The organism is Streptosporangium sandarakinum (assembly GCF_050942225.1).
Lineage (GTDB): Bacteria > Actinomycetota > Actinomycetes > Streptosporangiales > Streptosporangiaceae > Streptosporangium > Streptosporangium nondiastaticum.
Window position 1 is genome coordinate 6,521,229 of record NZ_CP192034.1, and the last position, 21,986, is coordinate 6,543,214.

24 protein-coding genes and 1 riboswitch are annotated in these 21,986 nt (G+C 73.2%); of the genes, 12 read left to right on the forward strand and 12 right to left on the reverse strand.

All coding sequences use genetic code 11. The annotated features are described in order from the left end of the window. Positions 1–49: 49 nt before the first annotated feature. On the reverse strand, positions 50–340 hold the full coding sequence (locus tag ACQP10_RS29985) for a 4a-hydroxytetrahydrobiopterin dehydratase (RefSeq protein ID WP_179824293.1): 291 nt from the start codon (positions 338–340) through the stop codon (positions 50–52). A gap of 121 nt (positions 341–461) precedes the next feature. Here ACQP10_RS29985 and ACQP10_RS29990 point away from each other — a divergent pair, with 121 nt between their 5' ends. From ACQP10_RS29990 to ACQP10_RS30015, 6 genes are all read left to right on the forward strand, one after another. Further along, positions 462–1,109, forward strand: coding sequence for a class II aldolase/adducin family protein (locus ACQP10_RS29990; RefSeq protein ID WP_355642507.1), 648 nt, complete (start codon positions 462–464; stop codon positions 1,107–1,109). A gap of 170 nt (positions 1,110–1,279) precedes the next feature. After that, positions 1,280–2,491 carry a DUF4032 domain-containing protein gene (locus ACQP10_RS29995; RefSeq protein WP_346019455.1) on the forward strand — a complete coding sequence of 404 codons (1,212 nt, stop codon included), beginning with the start codon at positions 1,280–1,282 and terminating at the stop codon, positions 2,489–2,491. Between the two features lie 163 nt (positions 2,492–2,654). Continuing rightward, the gene (locus tag ACQP10_RS30000; RefSeq protein WP_179824297.1) at positions 2,655–3,032 is read left to right on the forward strand and encodes a roadblock/LC7 domain-containing protein; all 378 of its coding nucleotides are present in this window, start codon (positions 2,655–2,657) and stop codon (positions 3,030–3,032) included. 13 nt (positions 3,033–3,045) lie between these two features. After that, positions 3,046–4,005: a hypothetical protein gene (locus ACQP10_RS30005; protein WP_433540128.1), complete on the forward strand. Its 960-nt coding sequence runs from the start codon at positions 3,046–3,048 to the stop codon at positions 4,003–4,005. Positions 4,006–4,063: 58 nt separating this feature from the next. Further along, a complete protein-coding gene (locus ACQP10_RS30010; protein ID WP_433540129.1) occupies positions 4,064–4,801 on the forward strand; it encodes a roadblock/LC7 domain-containing protein in 738 nt (245 codons plus the stop codon). Positions 4,802–4,813: 12 nt separating this feature from the next. Continuing rightward, positions 4,814–5,185, forward strand: a complete 372-nt coding sequence (locus ACQP10_RS30015; RefSeq protein ID WP_179824301.1) for a hypothetical protein — start codon at positions 4,814–4,816, stop codon at positions 5,183–5,185. 47 nt (positions 5,186–5,232) lie between these two features. Here the strand turns inward: ACQP10_RS30015 and ACQP10_RS30020 are convergent, their stop codons facing one another. From ACQP10_RS30020 to ACQP10_RS30030, 3 genes are all read right to left on the reverse strand, one after another. Beyond that, entirely contained in the window at positions 5,233–6,093 is an 861-nt protein-coding gene (locus ACQP10_RS30020) for an alpha/beta fold hydrolase (RefSeq protein ID WP_433540130.1), read from the reverse strand. Between the two features lie 387 nt (positions 6,094–6,480). Continuing rightward, the gene (locus tag ACQP10_RS30025) at positions 6,481–7,242 is read right to left on the reverse strand and encodes a hypothetical protein (RefSeq protein WP_433540131.1); all 762 of its coding nucleotides are present in this window, start codon (positions 7,240–7,242) and stop codon (positions 6,481–6,483) included. A gap of 240 nt (positions 7,243–7,482) precedes the next feature. Beyond that, a riboswitch (cyclic di-AMP (ydaO/yuaA leader) is annotated at positions 7,483–7,620 on the reverse strand. A 286-nt stretch (positions 7,621–7,906) separates the two neighbouring features. Further along, positions 7,907–8,734 carry a DUF4253 domain-containing protein gene (locus tag ACQP10_RS30030; RefSeq protein ID WP_346019450.1) on the reverse strand — a complete coding sequence of 276 codons (828 nt, stop codon included), beginning with the start codon at positions 8,732–8,734 and terminating at the stop codon, positions 7,907–7,909. Positions 8,735–9,146: 412 nt separating this feature from the next. Here ACQP10_RS30030 and ACQP10_RS30035 point away from each other — a divergent pair, with 412 nt between their 5' ends. Further along, entirely contained in the window at positions 9,147–10,094 is a 948-nt protein-coding gene (locus ACQP10_RS30035) for a glycerophosphodiester phosphodiesterase family protein (RefSeq protein ID WP_433540132.1), read from the forward strand. Positions 10,095–10,118: 24 nt separating this feature from the next. Here ACQP10_RS30035 and ACQP10_RS30040 read toward each other — a convergent pair whose 3' ends face one another. The 6 genes from ACQP10_RS30040 to ACQP10_RS30065 form a co-directional block, all read right to left on the reverse strand. Next, positions 10,119–10,937, reverse strand: a complete 819-nt coding sequence (locus ACQP10_RS30040; RefSeq protein WP_346019448.1) for a nucleotidyltransferase domain-containing protein — start codon at positions 10,935–10,937, stop codon at positions 10,119–10,121. Positions 10,938–10,978: 41 nt separating this feature from the next. After that, positions 10,979–11,365 (reverse strand): PepSY domain-containing protein, encoded by a 387-nt coding sequence (locus tag ACQP10_RS30045; protein ID WP_433540133.1) that lies wholly within the window; start codon positions 11,363–11,365, stop codon positions 10,979–10,981. Positions 11,366–11,598: 233 nt separating this feature from the next. Continuing rightward, entirely contained in the window at positions 11,599–12,846 is a 1,248-nt protein-coding gene (gene fmdA / locus ACQP10_RS30050) for a formamidase (protein ID WP_179824313.1), read from the reverse strand. A gap of 76 nt (positions 12,847–12,922) precedes the next feature. Further along, complete coding sequence (locus ACQP10_RS30055; RefSeq protein WP_346019446.1) at positions 12,923–13,198, reverse strand: FmdB family zinc ribbon protein; 276 nt, start codon at positions 13,196–13,198, stop codon at positions 12,923–12,925. Between the two features lie 293 nt (positions 13,199–13,491). Beyond that, a complete protein-coding gene (locus ACQP10_RS30060) occupies positions 13,492–14,775 on the reverse strand; it encodes a HAMP domain-containing sensor histidine kinase (RefSeq protein ID WP_346019445.1) in 1,284 nt (427 codons plus the stop codon). Between the two features lie 10 nt (positions 14,776–14,785). Further along, positions 14,786–15,478 (reverse strand): response regulator transcription factor, encoded by a 693-nt coding sequence (locus tag ACQP10_RS30065; protein ID WP_179824319.1) that lies wholly within the window; start codon positions 15,476–15,478, stop codon positions 14,786–14,788. Positions 15,479–15,663: 185 nt separating this feature from the next. On the opposite strand from ACQP10_RS30065, the gene ACQP10_RS30070 reads away from it, so the two are divergent. After that, positions 15,664–16,116, forward strand: coding sequence for a hypothetical protein (locus tag ACQP10_RS30070; RefSeq protein WP_346019444.1), 453 nt, complete (start codon positions 15,664–15,666; stop codon positions 16,114–16,116). Between the two features lie 9 nt (positions 16,117–16,125). Here ACQP10_RS30070 and ACQP10_RS30075 read toward each other — a convergent pair whose 3' ends face one another. Next, positions 16,126–16,728: a PadR family transcriptional regulator gene (locus ACQP10_RS30075; RefSeq protein WP_346019443.1), complete on the reverse strand. Its 603-nt coding sequence runs from the start codon at positions 16,726–16,728 to the stop codon at positions 16,126–16,128. A gap of 92 nt (positions 16,729–16,820) precedes the next feature. Here ACQP10_RS30075 and ACQP10_RS30080 point away from each other — a divergent pair, with 92 nt between their 5' ends. Beyond that, positions 16,821–17,996, forward strand: coding sequence for an FAD-dependent monooxygenase (locus tag ACQP10_RS30080; protein ID WP_346019442.1), 1,176 nt, complete (start codon positions 16,821–16,823; stop codon positions 17,994–17,996). Positions 17,997–18,008: 12 nt separating this feature from the next. Here the strand turns inward: ACQP10_RS30080 and ACQP10_RS30085 are convergent, their stop codons facing one another. Next, the gene (locus ACQP10_RS30085) at positions 18,009–19,253 is read right to left on the reverse strand and encodes an MFS transporter (protein ID WP_346019441.1); all 1,245 of its coding nucleotides are present in this window, start codon (positions 19,251–19,253) and stop codon (positions 18,009–18,011) included. 288 nt (positions 19,254–19,541) lie between these two features. On the opposite strand from ACQP10_RS30085, the gene ACQP10_RS30090 reads away from it, so the two are divergent. The 3 genes from ACQP10_RS30090 (at position 19,542) to ACQP10_RS30100 (ending at position 21,935) form a co-directional block, all read left to right on the forward strand. Then, positions 19,542–20,417: a hypothetical protein gene (locus ACQP10_RS30090; protein WP_433540134.1), complete on the forward strand. Its 876-nt coding sequence runs from the start codon at positions 19,542–19,544 to the stop codon at positions 20,415–20,417. Between the two features lie 61 nt (positions 20,418–20,478). Beyond that, positions 20,479–21,255: an FAD-dependent monooxygenase gene (locus ACQP10_RS30095; protein WP_399500121.1), complete on the forward strand. Its 777-nt coding sequence runs from the start codon at positions 20,479–20,481 to the stop codon at positions 21,253–21,255. Between the two features lie 56 nt (positions 21,256–21,311). Further along, complete coding sequence (locus tag ACQP10_RS30100) at positions 21,312–21,935, forward strand: TetR/AcrR family transcriptional regulator (RefSeq protein WP_386148579.1); 624 nt, start codon at positions 21,312–21,314, stop codon at positions 21,933–21,935. The last annotated feature ends 51 nt before the right edge of the window (positions 21,936–21,986 follow it).

Genomic DNA, 21,986 nt, shown 5'->3' on the forward strand with positions numbered 1-21,986 from the left:
TCACGCATGGTATTCGCCGTTCCCGTCCGGCGGCCGTAACCGGCGCCCGTCAGGCGTGTGAGGCGGCGATCTCGTCGATCCGCGCGGCCAGGGTGAAGTCCAGCTCGGTCAGGCCGCCCGCGTCGTGGGTGGTCAGGGCGAGGTGGAGGGTGCGCCAGCGGATGTCGATGTCGGGGTGGTGGTTGAGCTTCTCCGCCTCGACCGCGATCTCGTCGACGATGCGGATCGCGGTGGGGAAGTCGCGGGCCTCGACCGTGCGGCGGATCTCGTCGCCTTCGCGCCGCCACTGGGGCACGCCGTCCAGCCTCTGGTTCACGGTGGAGTCGTCAAGCGGGTCCATCGGGCCATGACATCACACCGGGAAGGGCCGTGCCGAGCCGAGGCGCCTTCCGGGCGTGGCCCGCCGTCCGGTGCGTGGACCGGGTTTGCCGCTCCTCACGGCGAGCGCCTACTTTGATCGCATGTTGCTGGCGGAGCAGCGGCGCCTGCTGTGTGAGTACGGCCGCCGGGTGGTCGGGACCGGACTGGTCCTGGGGACGTCCGGGAACCTCAGCGTGCGCGCGGGAGACCTGGTGGCGGTCACCCCGGCCGGGGGCGCCCTGGACCGGCTGGAGCCGGAGTCGTGCCCGGTGGTCGACGTCGAGGGCCACCTGGTCGACGGAGACCTCCAGCCGTCCTCGGAGACCCCGATGCACCTGGCGGTGTATGCCTCCGCCGACGTCCGGGCGGTGGTGCACACCCACTCCACCTTCGGCACCGTGATCGCCACGACCATGACCGAGCTGCCGCCGGTCCACTACAACACCCTCCTGCTGGGCGGCACCGTCCGGGTGGCCGACTACGCGACCTACGGCACGCCCGAGCTGGCCGCCAACGTCCGGGCCGCGCTCGACGGCAGGCGCGCCGCGCTGCTGGCCAACCACGGCGGAGTCACCGTCGGCGACGACCTGGAGGCCGCCTTCGAGGCGGCCCGGCTGCTGGAGTGGCTCTGCGAGGTCTACATCCGCGCCAGGTCCGTGGGCGAGCCCAGGGTGCTCACCGAGGAGCAGCTCGCCGCGGTGGTCCACCGCTCCCGGAACCCCCCGAGGTTCCCGCGCCGCGAGGGCTGACCGGCCCGCCCGGCGCCCCGCCCCGGAGCCCTCCGGTCCGGAAAGCTCCGGGAAGCCCTGGAAAGCCCCCGGGACACCCGACGCCCCGTGCCGCCGGCCCCTCCCGCCCCGGAGAGCCCTCGGAAAACCCCCGGAACGCCCGCCCCGCTCCCCCGTCGGAGGTTCGACCCATGCCCCTGCAACTCACCGGCACCCCCGGCGACCCCGACCTGATCCGGCTGCCCTGGGACCGGCCGCTCGCGGAGTGGCCCGAGCATCACCTCGTCTCGCTTCCGCGCGGCATCTCCCGGCACGTCGTGCGCTTCGCCCGCCTGGCGGGCCGGGTCTACGCGATCAAGGAGATCAGCGAGTACTACGCCAAGCGGGAGTACCGCCTGCTGTGGGACCTGCACCGGCTGGACACCCCGGCGGTGGAGCCGGTGGCCGTGGTCACCGGGCGGACCGGTCCCGACGGGGAGCCGCTGGACTCCGCGCTCGTCACCCGGCACCTGCAGTTCTCGCTGCCCTACCGCGCGGTCATGTCGGGCACGCTCCGGCCCGAGACGCTCAACCGGCTGCTGGACGCGCTGGCCGTACTGCTGGTGCGGCTGCACCTGACCGGGTTCTACTGGGGCGACTGCTCGCTGTCGAACGTGCTGTTCCGCCGGGACGCCGGCTCGTTCGCCGCCTACCTGGTGGACGCCGAGACCGGCGAGCTGCACCCGTTGATCAGCGAGGGGCAGCGCCTGCACGACATCGACGTGGCGCACGTCAACATCTTCGGGGAGATGCTGGACCTCCAGGCGGGCGGCCTGCTGCCTCCCTCGATCGACCCCGAGGAGGTCGCGGACTCGGCCCGTGACCGCTACCACGGCCTGTGGGAGGAGCTCACCTCCGACGACATCATCGAGGAGGTGGACTGGCACGTCATCGACCAGCGCATCCGCCGGCTGAACTCGCTGGGCTTCGACGTCGCCGAGATGATGGTCCGCCGCAAGGCGGGCACCGGGCGGCTGGTCGTCCGTCCCAAGGTCGTGGACGCCGGCCACCACCAGCGCCGGCTCCTGCGCCTGACCGGCCTGGACGTGGAGGAGAACCAGGCCAGGCGGCTGCTCAACGACCTCGACTGCTTCCGGGTGGCGCACGGCCTGCGCCACGAGGACGAGGCGATCGTGGCGCACCGCTGGCTCGCGGAGGTCTTCCTGCCGACGGTGGAGGCGGTCCCCGGGGAGCTGCGCGGCAAGCTGGAGCCGGCCCAGTTCTTCCACGAGGTGCTGGACCACCGCTGGTTCCTGTCGGAGGAGGCCGGGCGGGACGTCGGGCTGACCGCCGCCGTGGAGTCGTACGTGAAGCACGTTCTCGTCTACAAGCCGGATGAGGAGGCGTTCATCTCCGGAGAATGATCCGGGGCGGATGATGTTTTCCCCCGGGGGATGAACATCCTTCTTCTCAGACGAGGAATATCACCTCCTGACATATCTGCGTTTCACATAGAACGCTTCCTTCCTCAGGAATGTCCCTACGCTAACCGGGCGACGCCTTGAAGTCGTCGGCGAGGGAGATCCCGTGCTCGGAATCGAAGACTGTGTGACGGAGGCCATGGCCATCCCCGGCGCGCTGGACGCGCTGCTGATCGACCAGACCAGCGGGATGGCCGTGGCGGTGGGCGGTGGCCGCGACGAGGACGTCGACGAGTCGGCCGCCGCGCTGAGCGAGACCCTGCGGGCCGCCATGGACGGCCTCGCCCTGAACTCCCCCGGCGGAACGATCCGGATAAACGACATGATCGTAACCGCGGATAACGGACATCATTTACTCCGGCCGATGGAAACGGTATTCGACGGCCCGCTGGTGATTTACGTCCGGCTTGACCCGGAACGCTCGAATCTCGCTCTCGCCCGCCACCGTCTGCGGTCCATTTCCGGCCGGCTCGTCACGACGTGACGCCATGCCGACGATGGAGAGCGTTCTCATCGACCTGGCCGAGGACCGCGTCACCGGCGCGCTGCGCCTGGACGAGGCCGGGACCGTCTACCTGACCGACGGCCGGGTGACCTACGCCGAGAGCCCGGCCGTCCCGAGGCTGGAGGACCTGCTGACCGCGGACGACAGGATCCCGGCGCAGGCCGTACGGCAGGCCAGGCAGGCGGCCACCGAGGACCGGCCGGGCGGCGAGCGGCTGGTCGGGCAGGGTGTGCTGACCCGCGGCGAGCTGGAGTTCTGCGTGCTGAGCGCGGTGCTCGACGCCGCCTACTTCCTGTCGGGCTCGGCCGCGCACCACAGGGGGTTCCGGCCCGGGGACCGGCACTGGCTCGGCCCCCAGTGGTATTTCGACGTGGCCGGGCTGTCCCGGGAGTGCGAGCGGAGGAGGGCGCAGTTGGACCGTGCCTGGCCGTCCGGCGAGCTGGACACGCTCCCGGTCGTCCCCCTGGCGCGTATCCCCGCCCAGCGGGTGGTGCTGACCTCGCTGCAGTGGGAGGTGCTGGTCGCGGCCGACTCCGTCGCCACCCCCGCCGAGCTGGCGCGCAGGCTCGGCCGGCCCGCCTACTCGGTGCTGCTCGCCGTACGGCGGCTGGCCGCGGCGGGGCTGCTCCGCGTCCCGGAGGCGGGCGGACGTCCCGGCGCGGCGCCCATCGGGACGGGAACGCCGGCACCGGCCCCGCAGACGCCGCAGAGCCCGCAGAGCCCGCAGACGTCACCGGTTCCGCAGACGCCGCAGAGCTCGCAGACGCCGTCGGCTCCGCCGGCGCTGCCGCGGCGCCCGAAGACCACCGGGGAGCCCCGGGCGGGTGGGGAACCCCGGGAAGGCGCCGTGGGGAGCGCCGCGTCCGCGCGGTGGCTCCCCTCGGCGACCGGTGACCCCGCCGACGTGAACCTGCTCATCCGGCTGAGGAACGCACTGGAGGCACTGACATGAGCTCGTCCCGATGCCGCTGAGGTTGCGGACGTTGAAGCTGATCGGAAGGAGACCGCCGGTGGAGGCGCGTGACCGGGAACCGCAGGGGGCGCGGCCGTACGCGGACCCCGCCGTGTCCCGCGACCGGGACGTCGTGCCGTTCCGCGAACCCGGCGCCGAACCTCCCGGTCCCGGCGCCGAACCGTCCGGACCGGGCACGCCGGACGCGCAGGGCATGCCGGACACGCCGGGCGCCGTACCGGTGCCCTCCGCCGCGGACGGCGCCGGGGCGCCTGCGGGGACGTCCACGGAAACGTCCGCGGAGGCGTCCACGAAGATGCCCACGAGGACGTCCGCGGGCGCGTCCTCCGCGCAGGCGCCTCCCGCGCCGGACGGGGATGGGGTGCCGCTCCACGACCGGGCCCGGCGGGAGCTGGCCCTGCTGCGCGACCGGCTGCACGAGGAGATGGCGCTGCTGCGCGAGCGCGTGCCGGAGGTGAACGGAAGCGTCGCCTGCAGCGTGGACGGCCTGCCGATAGCGAGTGACCTGCGAGGGGAGACCGAGCAGATCGGCGCGCTGTCCTCCGCGGTGCTCGCGCTCAGCGGCCGGCTGACGGCCATGGCCGAGAAGGGCTCCTTCGAGGAGACGCTGATCTCCGGCAGCAACGGCTACGCGGTCTTCTACGCCGCCGGCCCCACGATCGTCCTCACGGTGCTCGCCCGGCCCGGGACCAACCTCGGGCTGCTGCGCCTGGAGGGCCGCAAGACGGCGGCGAGGCTGGCCGCCATCACGTCCCGCACATTGACAACCCACTGATCGGAGTCAGACATGGGCAACATGGATATCTCTCTCAAGGAGATGATGGGCATCGACGGCGCGATCGGCGCGGTCGTCGTCGACTACAACAGCGGCATGGCGCTGGGCGCCCTCGGCGGCTCCAAGGACCTGGACCTGCAGGTGGCCGCGGCGGGCAACACCGAGGTCGTCAAGGCCAAGCTGCGGACGATGGACTCCCTCGGCCTCAAGGACACCATCGAGGACATCCTCATCACGCTCAGCGGGCAGTACCACATCATCCGCCCGGTCACCGGCCGGAGCGGCAAGGGCCTCTTCCTGTACCTGGCGCTGGACCGCAACCGGGGCAACCTGGCGCTGGCCCGGCACACCCTGCGGATGATCGAGGAGAGGCTCGAGATCTGATCCTCCGGTACGGCTCCGCGCACCGGGAGCGCGGGCCGTACCGGAGCTCACCGCTCGGCGGAGGCGGTGAGCTCGCCGATCGCGTCGGCGAAGTCCGGCCAGAGCGGGCTCGGCAGGTCGTGGCCCATGCCGGGGAAGGTGACCAGCTCGGCGCCGGGGATCGCGTCCGCCGTGGCGATCCCCCCGGCCACCGGGATGAGCTGGTCGGCCTCACCGTGCAGCACGAGGACGGGTACGGTGACCTCCCCGAGCAGCGCCGTACGGTCGCCCGAGGCCATGATCGCGGCGAGCTGCCGCGCGGTCCCGGCCGGGTCGTGGCCGCGGTCGTAGCCGAGCCCGGCGGTCCGGGCGACGCGCTCCCGGTCCATCGGGTAGCCGGGGGACCCGAGGATCTCCCAGGTGCTCAGCGCCTGCCGGATCGCGGCCTCGCGGTCGGGCGGCGGCGGCGCCATGAGCACCGCCATCGCCGCCTCGGTGGGCGGGGCGACCGCGTGGCCGGGGGTGGACATGATCGAGGTGAGGCTCCGCACCCGGCGCGGATGGCCGATCGCCATCGCCTGGGCGATCATGCCGCCCATCGAGGCGCCGACCACGTGGGCCGATTCCCAGCCGAGCGCGTCGAGCAGCCCGGCGGTGTCGTCGACCATGTCGCCGAGCCCGTAGGGGGCCCCGCCACCACCGCCGGAGGCGGGCGTCCCGGCGTCGCCCAGGTGGGTGGACTCGCCGGCGTCGCGGTTGTCGAACCGCACCACGTGGTGCCCGCGTCCGGCGAGCAGTTCGCAGAACTCCTCGTCCCAGTGGATCATCTGGGCGCCGAGGCCCATGATCAGCAGGAGTGGCCGGTCGCCGGGAGATCCGAAGGTCTCGTAGGCGATCTCGATGCCGTTGGCCCGGACGCGCGTCGTCATGTCGCTCCCTCTCCCCGTCCGTCCGCGGGCGGGCCGGGTGGCCGCCCGGGCGGTTCCCGCCGCACGGAGCCGGCGGACCGGTGACCCGAAACAGAATGTCATTCTGCCCAGGCCGGGGCAAGGCATCCCCGCGCCGAAGGGCCGGAGACGCGGAACGGGAGCGGACGCCCTGCGCCGGCGTCCGCTCCCGCGTCCAGGGGAGGCTGGGGTTCGAAGCTCTTCGCTTCCGGCCGCCACGGTCTGACGGCGCCGTGACGACGCGACGGCCGTGTCGGTCCGGCGCCGTGACGACCCGATGGCCGTGATGTCCGGCGCCGTGACGGCGCGACGGCACCGCCACGGTTCGGCGCCGTCGCCGTCGTCACGATTTCGGCGGCGCCGCCCTTGTCAGGGCTTGACGGTGATCTGGACCGGCTTGGCCGGGTCGCTGTCCCGCTTGTTCCAGGCGCCGGCGGAGAACGGGACCGGGTGGTTCTTCTTGCCCGGGCCGTCGCCCCACTTGGTGATGACGTAGTCGACCTTGATGTGGCCCTCGCCGCCGTTGCCGTCCACACCGAGGGTGTCGGGGTTGAACGTGCCGCCGGTCAGGTCGGCGAAGGTCTTGGCGTCGAGGTCGATCATGACGCCGCTGCTGGAGGGGACACCGGGGCCGCGGTCGCCGACGAAGAACTTGGCCTTCTTGCCCTTGTAGATGACGTAGCCCTCGGTGAACAGCGGCCAGCTCGGGCTGGCGATCATGCCCTTCTGCATCGGCTTGCCGCTGGCGGGGAGGCCGGTGTCACCGGCGCGGCCGGAGGAGTCGTCCCAGAAGTAGGAGGCCGTGGTGTGGCCCTTCAGCATGACGGTCTTGGTGACCTTCTGCGGCTTGGCCGGGGCGGCCTTCTCCTGCGCGGCCTGCTCGGGGGCGGCCTGCTCGGGGGCGGCGGCGGGCTTCAGCGCGGCGGCCCGGACGGGGGCGCTCTCGGGGGCGACGGCCGCGACCTGCTCGGTCACCGCGGCGACCCGGGCACCGGCCGCGGGCACGTCGTGGTCGGCCGAGGGGAGGGCCGAGACGGCGGCGGCGGAGGCGAGGAGCCCGGCGCCGATCAGGCCGGCCACGGCGTAGCGGGTCTTGCGGGCGGTCTTACGGGGGTCCAGGGAGGAAGGCATGAAGAAAAGAACTCTTTCGCGAGGGAACGGGGCAGCCGCGTGCCATGTGCGAAAAGGCACCGGCGGGGTCGCGCTCACAGGGAAGAGGGGCGCAGGAGGAGATCAGGTGGTGCTACACGGAGCGCTGGGGGATGCCGCGACCGATCGCGGCGAGAGGGCCCAGGGGGCGTGAAAGTCTCAGAGGACCGGCACTGAAATGGTGTATACCGGTACGAAGGTGGCGCAGTCTCCCACTGGGGGATCTCCTCTCCATCTCGTCTACCGGGTTAGCTGACGGGTTCGGGCGGTGGAGTGCCCTACCACCGCGTGCGCGGCGGATTCACCCCGGAAGGGTGGGTCCCCGGTTCCCGTGGCCCTGGTGGCTTCGGGATTCGACGTCGGCCCGGCCGCTCCCTCGGATGAGGGTGCAGGTCACCTGCCGATGACTAGGACACTACCGGCCAAATCCGACAAAGCAAAGCAGAACCCATGGAAACGCCAGAAGATCTACCTTCTATAGCCAAGAAAGGGCAGACGACCGGGTTTAGCCTCCCCCGAACCGGCTCAGACCAGGGCATACACGCCGCGACGAATTACTTACAGGTGATTCACCGCCGCCATTCCCGGTGGTCCGGGCCGCCGTTCCCGCCCGGCCTCGCGGGCCCCGCGCCCGCCCCCGCGCCGGTCAGTCCCACCAGAACGACCAGGCGTTCCTGCCCATGATCTGCTCGGCGTAGCCGGCGAGCGTGCCGGCGCTGTAGATGACGCTGTCCGGGCAGAACGTCCAGTGCTCGGCCGCGACGTGCAGGGCGTGCTCCGCCGTCGTCGGGGGCGCCGCAACGCTCAGGTCAAGGGTGTTGAAACCCACGCCCACCAGCCGCGCCCCGAACCGCTCCTCCCAGCTCCGCACCACGGCGGCCAGCGGGACCATCCACTCGTTGTGGTTCAGCGCGCCCTGCCATCCCATGACGGCCAGCGCGTCGGCCCCCCGGTCGGCGGCCACCAGGCCCAGGGGGGTCCTGCGCTCGGCGACCAGGCCGGCGTACCAGTCGGCGACCACGTCGGGGTCGGCGGCGAGCCGCCCGGCGGGGGCCGGCCCCGGGCACCGCGGGCCGAACGGGGCCAGCAGCTCCAACTGGTCGTCGCTCGCCTTCTCGGTCCAGTCGGCCCAGACCTCGGCCATGAAGGCGGAGGTGTGGTAGTTGTCGATCTCCTCCACCGTGTCCGGGGCGATCTGCCCGGACGACCACGGCTGGACGGAGTCCTCCAGCAGCAGCGGCCACAGGCCCGAGCGCTGATGCTCGGCCCGCAGGCCGGACCACAGCTCGGCGGAGACCGGCTCGTCACTGAGCCAGAAGGCCGGGCGGTACCCGATCATCAACGGAGAGTACCCGGGGTCGGGCCACACCACGTCGCCCGGAGGCAGCTCGACCGAGAGCGCCCGACCCTCACCGCCGTCGGCGAACAGCTGGCCCAGCAACGGCGGAAGTTGCCCCCGCTCGCAATCGCTCATCCCTGTCGATCCGATCCTGACCACGGACCAATTTTGGCCTGTCAGGCGGCGGGAGGACAGTTCTCCCCCCAGCGCGGCCGAAAAACAACGCGCTCGCGGCCCTCGCGGGGAGGACTCCCCTCCGCCTCCCGGCGGGAACCGGGCGGCCCATCAGGGCGAACCGGCGAACCCCGGCTCCGCGCGGGAAGGGACAGAGTCCGGTGGAAGCGGGTCCGAGCCGGTCACGTAACGGTAACGGTTGACCGTTACCTTCCCAATGAAGATCGGAAACGGATATCCAGGAGCGGCTCCGTCCCCTTTTCGACCTGGAAGACGGCCCATGTCCCAACCCGAACGCCCCCGAAGCTCGCGCCGCGCGCCGCGCTCCCGGCCCGCCTGGCCCCTCCGGCTCGCCCGGAGCCTCCCGGTCCGAGTGGTCCTCGTCGCGGCCGTGACCCTGGCCGCCTTCGCCTACTCCAACAACGGCTCCTGGCGGGCGCGAGGCAAGGGCGAACCACTGCTCCTCGCCCACCGCGGCCTGGCGCAGACGTTCGGCTTCGAAGGCATCACCAACGAGACCTGCACGGCCGAGCGCATCCACCCGCCGGAGCACCCCCACCTGGAGAACACGCTGGCCTCGATGCGGGCGGCCTTCAAGGCGGGGGCCGACATGGTCGAGTTCGACGTCCAGGTGACCCGGGACCGCCGGATCGCCGTGTTCCACGACGCCACCCTCGAATGCCGCACCGACGGCCGGGGCAAGGTCCGCGACCACACCCTCGCCGAGCTGCGGCGTCTCGACATCGGCTACGGCTACACCGCCGACGGCGGCGCGACCCACCCCTTCCGCGGCAAGGGCGTGGGCCGCATGCCGGCCCTGGAACAGGTCCTCGCCGCGTTCCCGGAGCGGAATCTGCTGATCCACGTCAAGAGCGACGTGGCGGCCGACGGCGACCTGCTCGCCGGCCGCCTGGCCATGCTGCCGCCGAAGCGGCTCGCCGCGCTCACCGTGTACGGCGGGGACAGGCCGGTGGCCGCGCTGGCCGCGCGGCTGCCGGCCGTACAGGTGATGTCGAAGGCCCTCATGACGGACTGCCTGAAGCGCTACCTCGCCGTGGGCTGGACCGGATCCGTCCCCGACGCGTGCGCCGGCGTGGAACTGCACATCCCGGAGAAGTACGGCCGGTGGCTGTGGGGCTGGCCCAACCTGTTCGTCGAGCGCATGCGCGCCCGCGGCACCCGCGTCATCGTCGTGGCGGGATCCGGTGACTTCTCCGAGGGCTTCGACGCCCCCGCCGACCTCTCCCGCCTCCCCGAGGACTACACCGGCGGCGTCTGGACCAATCGCATCGACGTGGTCGCCCCGCTCCTGAACCGGTGAGACCGGCCGGGGCTCACGCGGTGGTCAGCGGCCGACGGCCGCCCGTACCTCTCTCATCAGGGTCGCCGCCTCGGTGACGGTCTCGGCGATCCGCTCCGCCGGCTCGCCGACGCGGCCGAGCAGCCGCTCCGCCCGTACGGCGAAGCCCCCGGGCGCGGCGGGCAGCCGGCCCGCCGAGGCCACCATGCCCTTCTCGTTGATCAGCCAGCGGCCCGCGTGCCCGTGCAGCGCCTGGCAGGCGACGCCGACCGCGCGGAACAGGCAGCCGGCCGCGTAGGCGGGGTCGGCTCCGGACACCCCGTAACGGGCCAGCTCGACGCAGAAGTCCGCCTCCCACATCCCGTCGGCGAGCGCGTCGCCCAGGGCGGGCGGGTAGGCGCGGGTCCGCTCCCGCAGGTCCGTCAGCTCCCCGCCGGGATCGGCCAGCACCCGGCACAGCGCGACCTCGCCGGCGTAGGCGTGGGAGTAGAAGCCCAGCGGGTGGCCGGGCTGGACGCCGATCTCGTAGCGGCCCTCCCGGCAGTCGGCCCAGATCCGGTGGACCCGGTCCAGGTCGCGATAGATCCAGTCGACCCGGTGACCGCCGACGGTCAGCCAGCCCCCGCCGTTCACCCACGGGCCCCAGCCGCCCGGCGCGGTCAGCTCCGCCTGCTCTCCCGCCTCCTGTACGGCCAGCGCCCGCAGCGCCGTCACGTCCGGCTCTCCCCGGTAGTACAGCCCGAGGTCGAAGTCGGAGTCCGGGCGGTGCGTGCCGCGGGCCCGGCTCCCGCCGAGCACCACCGCGACCACTCCGGGCACCTCCGCCATCCGCCCGGCGAGCGCCTCCAGTTCCGTGTCGTCCACGACGACATGATCACACAGCCGTCCGGCCGGCGGCATCGGCGTCAGTCGTCGTCGTCCTTGTCATCGTCCTGGTCGGCGGCGGCCGTCGAGGTGATCCCGCCGGTGGCGGCGTCCACGACGATCTCCTGCACGGCCCCCTTGGCGTCGGCGACCTCGACCTCCCAGCAGGTGGTGTCGCCCTCGGTCTCCAGTTCGGTGGAGACGACCCATCCGCCGCTCACCTTCGACAGCGCGGTCCGCTGGGCCTGCTCCGCCGACACGGCGGGCTTGCGCACGGCGCCCGCGTCGTCGCCGGAGCCGGTCCCGGGGGTGGCGGACGAGGACGGCGAGGCCGGGTCGGCCTTGATCTCGTCGGCGAGGGCGGCGCCGCCGCCGGCCACGATTCCGGCGAGGGCGAGTCCGGCGATAACGATCATCGGCTTACGCATCGGGCTTTCTCCATATCCGTTGAGAGGCGCGGTTCCACGGAATCCGCGACGACCCCTCAAGGCTGCTCGCCCGGGTGATAGCGCGTTGCTGTGAAGTTCCTAAGGAATCGTTAACACCCCGCTCCGGCCGGTCCGCCGACGGCGCCTCGGGATCGGCCGGCGGCCGGGGCACGGCCACGCCCCCACGGGCCGCGGTCTCCGGTCCGCCGGGGATCGGCGCCCACGCGCGCCGGTCAGGACGTCACGGCGCACTGCCCCCTGTCCTCCCTGGCGGGGCCGGCCCCGCCGGGGCGGATGTCGAAATCGAACATCTCCGTGGGCAGGTAGAGCGTGCAGCAGGCGTTCGGGACGTCGACGATCCCGCTGATCCGTCCCTCCACGGGCGCGGAGCCGAGGAGCAGGTACGCCTGCTCGCCCGTGTAACCCCACTTCTTGAGGTACTCGATGGCGTTGAGGCACGCCCGCCGGTAGGCCAGCGTCGCGTCGAGGTGGTGGTTGACGTCCCTGTCGTGGTCGACCGAGATGCCGACGAACGACAGGAACTCCGAGTAGCGCGGTTCCACGTTTCCGGGCATGAAGACCGGGTTAGTGGTCACGCCGTACTTCTCCATGCCCCCCTTGATGAGGTCCACGTGGAGGTCGATGAAACCTCCCATCTCGACCGCGCCGCAGAAGGTGATCTCGCCGTCGCCCTGGCTGAAGTGCAGGTCTCCCCCGGAGAGCTTGGCGCCCTCCACGTAGACGGGGAAGAAGACCCGCGCCCCGCGGGTGAGGTTCTTGATGTCCTGGTTGCCGCCGTTCTCCCGGGGAGGCACGGTACGGGCGCCCTCGCGGACGATCCGCGCGGCCAGTTCGCCGGTGGCCGTCCCGGCGAGGGCGCCGTCGGACAGCGGCGGCAGGGCCAGCGGCGGGACCCGGTCGGGAGCGGTGTCGATGAGGGCCTGCTCCCGGCGGTTCCAGCGCGCGAGCATCTCCTCCGACGGCGCCGTGCCGAACAGCCCCGGATGGGTGATGCCCGTGTACCGGATGCCGGGCAGGTGGCGTGACGTCGCGAATATGCCGTGGAAGTCCCAGACCGCCTTGTAGGCGTCCGGGAAGTAGTCGGTCAGGAAACCGCCGCCGTTCGCCCTGGCGAAGATTCCGGTGTACCCCCACCCCTGCCCGGACACGGGGCCGGACTGCTGGGGTATCGGGCCGATGTCGAGGATGTCGACGATCAGGAGGTCGCCCGGTTCGGCGCCCTCGACCGCGATGGGGCCGCTCAGCATGTGCGGGACGGACAGGTCGACGTCCCGCACGTCGTTGGCCGAGTCGTTGTTCCCGATCTGGGAGTCGGTCCAGTCGCGGCACTCCAGACGGAACTCGTCTCCCGGCCGCACGGTGGCGACCACCGGGATGTCCGGATGCCACCGGTTGTGGCCGGGCACGTCCTGGTCCCGCATTGACTTCGACTGGTCCACGCCGAACACGACTTCTGGCATGACAGCCCCCTTCTCGTGGAATCCGTGCTCCCGGTACGGCGGGCGCCGACGGGCGAGCCGGGTGTCCCCGTACCGCTCACGGCCTGGGCAGGCGTGCCGTCGCCGGGTGCGGAGGGCGCGCGGCCCGCCGGCCGGGCGGCGCGGCGACGACCTCGGGCGCCTCCCGGCTCCGTTCCCCCCGGTCGAGGGCGGCCGACAGCGCGGGAGACACCCGGGACAGGCGCGGCGCGGACAGGACGCGCCGCGCGGCCCGCTCACAGGCGGGGCAGTCCCGGGTGGGCGGCGCGGCCCCCATCGGCAGGCGCACCTCGAAGCGGCCGCACTCCGGGCAGAGATATTCATAGGTGACCATGGGCACCCCTCCGCGTCGGAAGGACGGATCTCCGGTGCGGCCACGGGGCCGGCCCCCGGAGCCGGGTGGATCGCCTCTCATCACGTCGGATGACCCGGACGACGCGTTCCCGCCGGGCCGGTCGCGTTCTCCTCGGATGACCGACACTGTCTCCCGGGTCTCCCGGGTGGCGTTCCCCCGGGCGACCGCGAACGTCTCCCGGCAGGCGGGACGCTACCCCGCCGACCGGTGAGAGTCCGTTTCATACCCGCCGTGAGCAGGGCGAATCCCGGTGCGCCGGGGCCGGGCCGTTCTCAGCGGGCCGGGCCGGGGCCGAGTTCGACGACGACCTCGGCTCCTCCCGAGGGGCGTGTGCGGGCCAGCAGGCCGCCGCCCGACTCCTCGGCGGTGCGGCGCGCGATGTCGAGACCGAGACCGGTGGACGCGCCGCCGCTCACGCCCCGGCCGGTCGGGTCCGGATGGGCGAAGCCGGGTCCCTCATCGGTGATCACCAGCCGGGCTCCGCCCCCGGGCCGCCGGGGTGTCAGCCCGACGGCGAACGGGGTGCCGTCGGGGGTGTGGGCGAACACGTTCTCCAGCAACAGGTCCACGCAGGCCGCGAGGTCGTGCTCGCTCACCCCCACGGTGATCGGGTCGTTCGCGAGGTCCAGCCGCAGTGGCCGGTCCTGGTCCTCGGCGAGCGCCGACCAGAAGGCGACCCGCTCGCCGACGACCCGGGTGGCGTCGCAGCCCGGCACGCCGTCCCGGTCGAACCGGCGCGCCTCGCGGATGATCTGGTCGACCATGCGCTCGACGCTGTCGACGACCCGTCCCACCCGTTCCGCCTCGTCCCGGTCGCGCATGCCGTCGGCCTCCAGCCGGAGCGCGGTGACGGGGGTGCGCAGCCGGTGGGAGAGGTCGGCGACCGCCTCGCGTTCGTGGGCGAGCAGCTCGCGGATGCGGGCGGCCAGGTGGTTGAGGGCGCTGCCGACCTCGCGGATCTCCGGCGGGCCCGCCGGTTCCACCCGGGCCCGCAGGTCACCGCGGGCCAGCCGCCGGGAGACCTCCGCGACCTGCCCGACGGGCCGGATCAGGGAGCGGGCGAGCCGGTCGGCGACGGCGATGCCGACGAGGAGCAGCGCCAGCCCGGTCAGGCCGAGCACCAGCCAGGCCCACCCGACCCCCCGGTGCAGCCGTTCGGCGTCCACGAACGCGCGGACGACCACGGTGCCGCGCTCCCCACCCTGGACGGCCACCAGCACCTCCCGGCCCGCGGGCGTGTCGACGGTGATGCTCCGGCCGCGCGAGGCCAGCTCGACGCCGGGTCCGCGCGGCGCCGGCGCGCCGAGGAAACCGTGGCCGGGCAGGAAGACGGTGATCGGCACCCCGCCGGCGCCGCTCGCCTGCCGTACGGTGGCCTCCAGGACCTCCGGGTCGTCCAGCGCCGCGGCGGTGGCGACCGACTGGGCCCACGTGGTGGCGGCGGCCGTGGCCCGCTCGGCCGCCAGCGTCCTGACCAGTACGGCGAGCGGCACGAGGAAGGCGATCAGGACCAGCGAGGTGGTCGCCACCGCGAGCAGGGCAAGGCGTCGCCTCATCGGGGTCTCCTCACGTCCCCGGATCGACGATCTTCACGCCCACGCCGTGAACGGTCTGCAGGTAGCGGGGCCGCTGGGCGCTCTCGCCGAGCTTGCGGCGCAGCCACGACAGGTGGACGTCGACGGTCTTGTCCGCGCCGCCGTACGCCATCCGCCACACCTCGGCCAGCAGCTCCCGTTTGGGGACGACCTGGCCGGGGCGGAGCGCGAGGTAGTGCAGCAGGTCGAACTCCTTGGGCGTCAGGTCGAGTCTCACTCCGTCGAGGAACGCCTCCCGGCCGGCCGGTTCGATGAGCAGCCCGCCGACCCGCACCGGCGCCGCCTCGGCGCCCGCGCCCGCGTCCCGGCCGCGGCGCAGCACGGCCCGGATGCGCGCGTCCAGCTGGGCCGCGCTGAACGGTTTGACGACGTAGTCGTCGGCTCCGGCGTCCAGTGCCCGGACGATCTCCGGTTCGGCGTCGCGCGCGGTCGCCACGATGACCGGGACGGCGCTGACGGCCCGGAGCATGCGCAGCACCTCGCAGCCGTCGAGATCGGGCAGGCCCAGGTCGAGCACGACCAGGTCGGGCCGGTCCTCCACCGCCAGGGTGAGTCCGGGCATGCCCGCGACGGCCGAGGTCACGGCGTGGCCCCGGTCGGTCAGCGCTCGGCTCAGCGCGGATCGAACCTGGGCGTCGTCCTCGACGAGCAGCAACCGGGCCACGGTGACGTACCGACCTCTCCTGGCTGGTTAACGGTCCCGACGAGAGTGGAAGGTTCCCCGTCGGACAGGAAAGACACCGGGAGAGGAGACCCGGGGACGGACGGCGGGCACGCCCGCGGAAGGCCGGGCGCGCCGGCCGGCGGCGGACGCGCCGCCCGTCCCCGGCCGCCGACGGGAGGGACGTGATGGGCCGCCGCGCGTTGCTGGGGGTGGGGGGCTGGCTGGCCGCCGCCGTCCTGACCACGATCGCCGTCGTCTGGGCTGTGTCCCTGATCGGCACCGACATCACCGGTCCCGCCGCCCGCCCCATGACCCTGAAGGAGGTCGAGCGGGCCCTGGCCACCGCTTCCGCCGTGCCGAGCGTCGGGCCGCCGGCCTCGGCCGGTCCCGGCTCGCAGGCCCTCGGTTTCTCCTACGCCGAGGGGTCGGTGACCGCCGCCTGCGACGCCGGGCAGGCCCTGCTACTGTCCTGGACGCCCGCCCCCGGGTACGGCGTCGACGACGTCGAGCGCGGTCCGGCCCACACCGCCTCGGTGGTCTTCGAGTCGGACGACCGCAAGACCACGGTCAGCCTGACGTGCCGCTCGGGAACGCCCGTCGCCACGGTCCGCTCCGCGGTCGAACACGACGAGGACTGACCGCGGCGGTCAGGAGGAGCGGTCCCCCGCGACGGCGGCCAGGATCTCCAGCGACCACGGCAGCCGTCCCTCGCGCAGGTCGTCGAGCACCGTGCGCAGCCACGCCGCCTCGGCGGCGGTGACCGCCCGGAGGTACTCGGTCTCCAGCATGGTGATCCGTGGCAGGTCCGCCTCCCGTTCCAGGGCGGCCTCGTACCCCTCCAGCGTCGCGGCGAGCGCGTCCGCGCGCCGGCCGAGCGCGTCCAGCGCCTCCTGCGGCGTGAGCATGAGCAGGTGCGACAGGGCCGCGGGGAACTGCGGGAACTCCTGCTTGGGCACGGCGAGCATGTCGCACAGCCACTGTTTCGCGACCCGGCGCCCGGCGTCGGTGACCTCGTAGACGGTCCGCTCCGGGTACTGCTGGTCGCGCCCGGTCTCCCGGACGGCGATCAGTCCGGCGGCATGCAGCCGGTCGATGGCCCGGTAGAGGCCGGTGCGCTGGCCGACGTTGACGACCTGGTCCTTGCCCCACTGTTTGATCAGCCGCTGCATGCCGTACGGGTGCAGCGGCTTGTGGTGCAGCAGGGCCAGAACGGTGAGGGCCAGCGGGGAGCCGCGGTAGGGAGCGTCCATGAACCGAATCATACTTACAAAGAAACTAGTTGACTAAGCACTAGTTGCAATGCAACTATCCAGGCGTCGGCACCTCACCCCCAGGAGATGACATGTCCGCAGCGCGAACGGCACTGATCATCGGCGGCGGCATCGCCGGGCCCGTGACGGCCCTGGCCCTGCAGAAAGCAGGTATCGAGTCCACCGTCTTCGAGGCGCACCCCACGGCCGCCGACGGCGTCGGGGCCACGCTCACGGTCGCCCCCAACGGCATGCGGGCCCTGGCCGTCGTCGGCGCCGACAAGGCCGTGTGCGCCGTCGGCCAGCCGGTGCCCGGCACCGTCATGGCCGACGCCGAGGGCACCGTCCTCACCTCCACCCCCGGCCTGCCCGGCCTGCCGGACAGCCAGACCCTGTCCAGGTCCGCCCTCTACCGCGCCCTGCACGACCACGCCGTGGCCCAGGGCGTGACGATCGAGCACGGCAAGCGGCTCGTCGAGGTCCGGGAGGGCCCGGCGGGGGTCACCGCGTGTTTCGCCGACGGCACCGAGGCCACCGCCGACATCCTGATCGGCGCGGACGGCGTCCACTCCACGGTCCGCACCCTGATCGACCCCGCCGCGCCGGGCCCGGAGTACACCGGCCTGCTGGGTTTCGGCGGCTTCGTCGCGGACAGCGGGGTGCACCCCGAGCCCGGCCACATGACCTTCTCGTTCGGCGGCCGGGCCTTCCTCGGCTACTGGGCCGTCCCCGACGGCCGGGTCTGCTGGTTCACCTCGCTCCCCTCCGCCGAGCCGCTGACCGCCGCCCAGGTCAAGGAGCTCCCGGCGGCCGGGTGGCTGGCGCAGCTGAGGGAGCTGTTCGAGGGCCACCGGCCTGGCGAGGCCCTGCTCGCGCACACCGGCGCCGCCGACCTCCTGTGCACCGGCGGCATGCTGATGATGCCCCCGGTACCGCACTGGTACCGCGGCCGGATGGTGCTGGTGGGCGACTCGGTCCACGCGCCCTCCTCCAGTTCGGGGCAGGGCGCGTCCCAGGCCGCCGAGAGCGCGGTCGAGCTGGCCCGCTGCCTGCGCGACCTGCCCGATCCGGAGGCCGCCTTCGCCGCCTACGAGGCCCTGCGCCGTCCCCGGGTGGAGTCGATCGCCGCGGCGGCCGTGCGGACCAACGCGCGCAAGGCCGCCGGCGCGCAGGCGCCCGCCCAGCGGTTCTTCCCCACCGCCGAGCAGATGTTCGGCCCGGTGCACCGCCACGGCATCGACTGGGACCAGCCGGTGCCGGCGGTGTGAGGACCCGCGGGATCAGGCGTTCCGGTTCTCCGGGACGTCCCCGGCCGCCGGGGCGCCTTCGGTCTCCGGGACGTCCCCGGCCGTCGCGTCGTCACGGCCCGTCGCCAGCCGGCGCCGTCCGGCGAACAGGAGGAGGGCGCCCGCGGCGGCGCCCGCCGCGCCGCACGCGGCGGCCCAGGGGGCGCTCGCGTGCTCCAGCACGAACCCGGCGGCGGCCGATCCCAGCGCCGTCCCGCTGGTGATCAGCGTGACCAGCCAGGCGAACGCCTCGGTCACCGTCCCGCGCGGGGCGAGCTCCCCGATCAGGGCGAACGTGACCGTCAGCAGGGGCGCCAGGAACAACCCGGTGACGATCATCAGGCAGGCCATGAGGGGCGGGACGGGCAGCAGGCAGAGCAGGGCGTAGCCGCCGGCCAGCCCGGCGGCCAGCGGCGGCACCCGCCGCGCGGGACGCGCCGCCGGGCGCATCGTCCCGTACAGCAGGGCGCCGATCATGGCCCCGAGCGCGTTCAGCGCCAGGAGCGCGGGGGCGCCGCCGAAGACGCGGTGCTCCTCGGCGTAGGAGACCACCAGGACGTTGAGCGCGCCGATGGCGACGCCCGCGCCGGTGAGCCCGGCCAGCAGGAGGAGCAGGGCCCGGCTGCGCAGCGGCCCGAGCCAGTCGGTCGAGCGGAAGGGGGCCCGCCAGTCGCGGGAGGGCGGGGCGGTCACGACGAACAGCACGCCGGCGACGCCCAGGGCCGCCCCGGCCCACAGCGCGGCGACCGGCGAGGCCAGCGCCACGGCGCCGGCCACCACCAGCGGCCCGCCGATGAAGATCAGCTCCTGGGCGGCGGCGTCGAGGGCGTAGGCCGATCCCAGCAGCTCAGGGCCGACGAGGTTCGGCCACAGCACCCGCAGGCAGGGTTCGAGCGGCGGCGTCGCCGCGCCCGCGAGGACCGCCCCGGTCAGCACCGCGTACGGGTTCCCGGGCGCGACGGCGACGGCCGCGAACCCGGCGGCCGCGGCGAGCGCCGCCGGGAGGAGCACCCGCGTCTGGCCGACCCGGTCCACCATGCGTCCCAGGACGGGTCCGCCCACGGCCGCCGCGACGGCGAACGCCCCGGCCGCGACGCCGACGAAGGCGTAGCCGGCGCCGTTCTCCCGCAGTGCCAGGGGGATGGCCACGGCGGCCATCGCGCTGGGCAGGCGGCCGACGAGGCTGCCCAGCAGCAGCCGGACGACGTACGGGACGCGGAGCAGGCTGAGATATCCCATCCGAGCATTCTGGACTGATCCGCGGGTGTCCGGGAGGTACCGACCGCGTCACCTGCCGCGGCGGGGCGGCCGTGCCCGCGAACGCGCGAACGGGCCGCGCCCGGGACGGCGCGGACGGACCGTGCCGGCGAACGCGCGGGCCGGCCGTACCCGCGACCATGGTCCGCCGAAATGTCCGGTACGGTCGTACACCGCCGTCTGCCGGGACGAAACGGGAGGAACCAATACCGTGGTGCGCAAGGCGCGTGAGGCGCTGTCCGTCGCCGTCCTGGCGGTGATCCTGACCGGTTGCGGCCTCGTGCCGCCCTTCTCCGCCCGCCCGGCCGACACGCCCGCCGCGGCCTCCCCGCCCGGGCGGGCACGACGCCCGCCCCCGCCACCACCCCGGCGCCGACGCCGGAGCCGTCGTCCGGGGCGCCCCGGCTCACCCCCGCCGCGGCGAAGCAGGCCGCGGCGTCCTGGGTGGCCGCGTACAACAAGATGATCAAGAAACGCCGATGGGCGGACGACCCGGACGCGATGAGCCGCCTCCTCGGCGAGGCCGCCCTGCACGAGGCGGTCATCGACCGGGCGCACCTGGAGGAGGACAAGAAGCGGGTCCGCAAGCCGATCCGGCTGACCGGCCGCCAGACGTACTACGTGCCCCGGGAGCAGCCGCCCGGCGGGGAGTGGTTCATGCTCCAGGCGACCTACCGCGGGGAGGACCGCCCGCACATCCTGTCCTTCTGGCGGGAGGCCGGCACGCCGTCCTTCGTCCTGGCCGGGAAGAGCCCGCTGCACTACGGCGAGCGGGTCCCCGAGCCGCGCCGGGACTCCGGCGGCTACGTCACCGCCGCGCCGCGCACGGTCGGCACGCTCCTCGCCCTGGAGTACCAGACCTTCTGGAACTCCCCCAAGCACACGAGCCCGGCGGGCACCACCGGCTACCGGCTGGCCAAGGACAACTACAGCCGCCGCGCCTTCCCCCAGGTCTACAAGGGCCTCTACGCGGCCTATCGGTCCTTCACCCCCGCCTACGGCTTCGTCACCCGGGGCGGCGGGTCGTTCTACCTCTTCAGCCTGCTCAACAACCCGCAGGGGGTCACGCAGGTCCTCACCGTCGGCGCGTTCGTCCCCCGGGGCCGCAAGACGATCGACGAGATCGCCGGCGACTGGTACGCCTGACCGCCGGACCGGCCGGCGACGCGGCGCGTCGCCGACCGGCGATCGCGCTCGCCGGATCCCGATGGGTCACCACGGTGGCCTGCCCGCTCTGCGGCGGCGGGCCTTCGCCACCCGGGAGCTGGTCTACCGCAGACCGGACGGAGAGCCCCGCTTCACGCTCAGCGGCCAGGTCATCACCGCCACCATGGGCGCCGGGTCCTTCAACATCCTGCGCGGCGACATCGAGGCGGTGCTGTACGAGGCGGTCGGGGAATCGGCCGCGATCCGCTTCGGCACCACGGGCACCATCAGCGCGGGCGGCCGCACGTTCGCGATGATGAGCATCGGCGACGGCCGTACGGCCGCCTTCTTCGGCTACCGCAGCGACCTCGGCCGTCCGCGGAGGTCGCCGGAGGAGCTGCACGAGGTCTACGGCGACATGGGCTGGCTGGTCCCGCGGGCGCTGGAGGGCCTCAGGAGCGCCGATTCGGTCTACTTCGACACCATCAGCCAGATGGTGGTGGACCGGTGGAGCCACGGCCGGGTCGTGCTGCTCGGCGACGCCGCCTGGTGCGTCACGCTGTTCGCCGGCTACGGCTCCTCCCTCGCCGTCGGCGGCGCCGACCTGCTCGGCGCCGCCCTGGAACGCCACCCCGGCGACGTCGCGGCCGCGCTCGCGGAATGGGAGGCGCGGCTGCGGCCGGAGGCGGAGAAGAAGCAGAGGCTCGGCCGCCGGGTCAAGGGCGTCTACGCACCGCGCAACCGGGTCGCGCTGGAGCTCACCCAGCTCCCGCTGCGACTGTCGTCGTGGGGGCCGGTCCGGCGGATGGTCGAGCGCGGGTTCCAGCTGCGGGGATGAGGCCCTGCCCTTCTGAAAACATACGATCGGAATGTTCATATGGAAGGGACCCGCTCATGCCTCCAGCCTTCTCCGCCGAGGAGCGAGCCCGTATCACCGGGCTTCTCGTGGCCAACGGCCGGCGCCTGTTCACCACGCAGGGCCTGCGCAAGACCTCGCTGGAGGACCTGGTCGCCGGCACCGGCATCGCCAAGAGCACCTTCTACGTCTTCTTCGACTCCAAGGAGGCGCTCTACCTGGAGCTGATGCTCACCCAGATGGCCGAGGTCAAGCGACGCGTCATCGACCAGGCGCTGCTGGGCGGGCCCGACGCCCGCGCGGGACTGCGCCGCTTCCTGCACGCCACCATCGAGGAACTGACCACCAACCCGCTGTACGGCAGGCTGATGACCCACCCCGAGGAGATGGAGGCCGTGACCAGGAGGCTGGACCCCGACCGGGTGGTGTCCGCGCCGGAGAACCCGGTCACCGCGCTGGCCGCCTTCCTCGCCCGGCACGGCGAGGACCTCGTCGACGCCGACCCCGCCGTGATCACCGGTGTCCTGCAGGCCGTCCTCCTGGTGCCCATGCACAGGGACCGGCTGGCCGGCCCCGACCTGTACCCGAAGGTCCTCGACCTGCTGATCGACATCGTCGCCACCGGCCTGACCGAGAGATCGCCGCGGCCCCGCCCTTCGTGAAGGCGCGGCGTCCGCCTCCGTGGTGCGGGATCTCGCCGTCTCCGCGGTGCG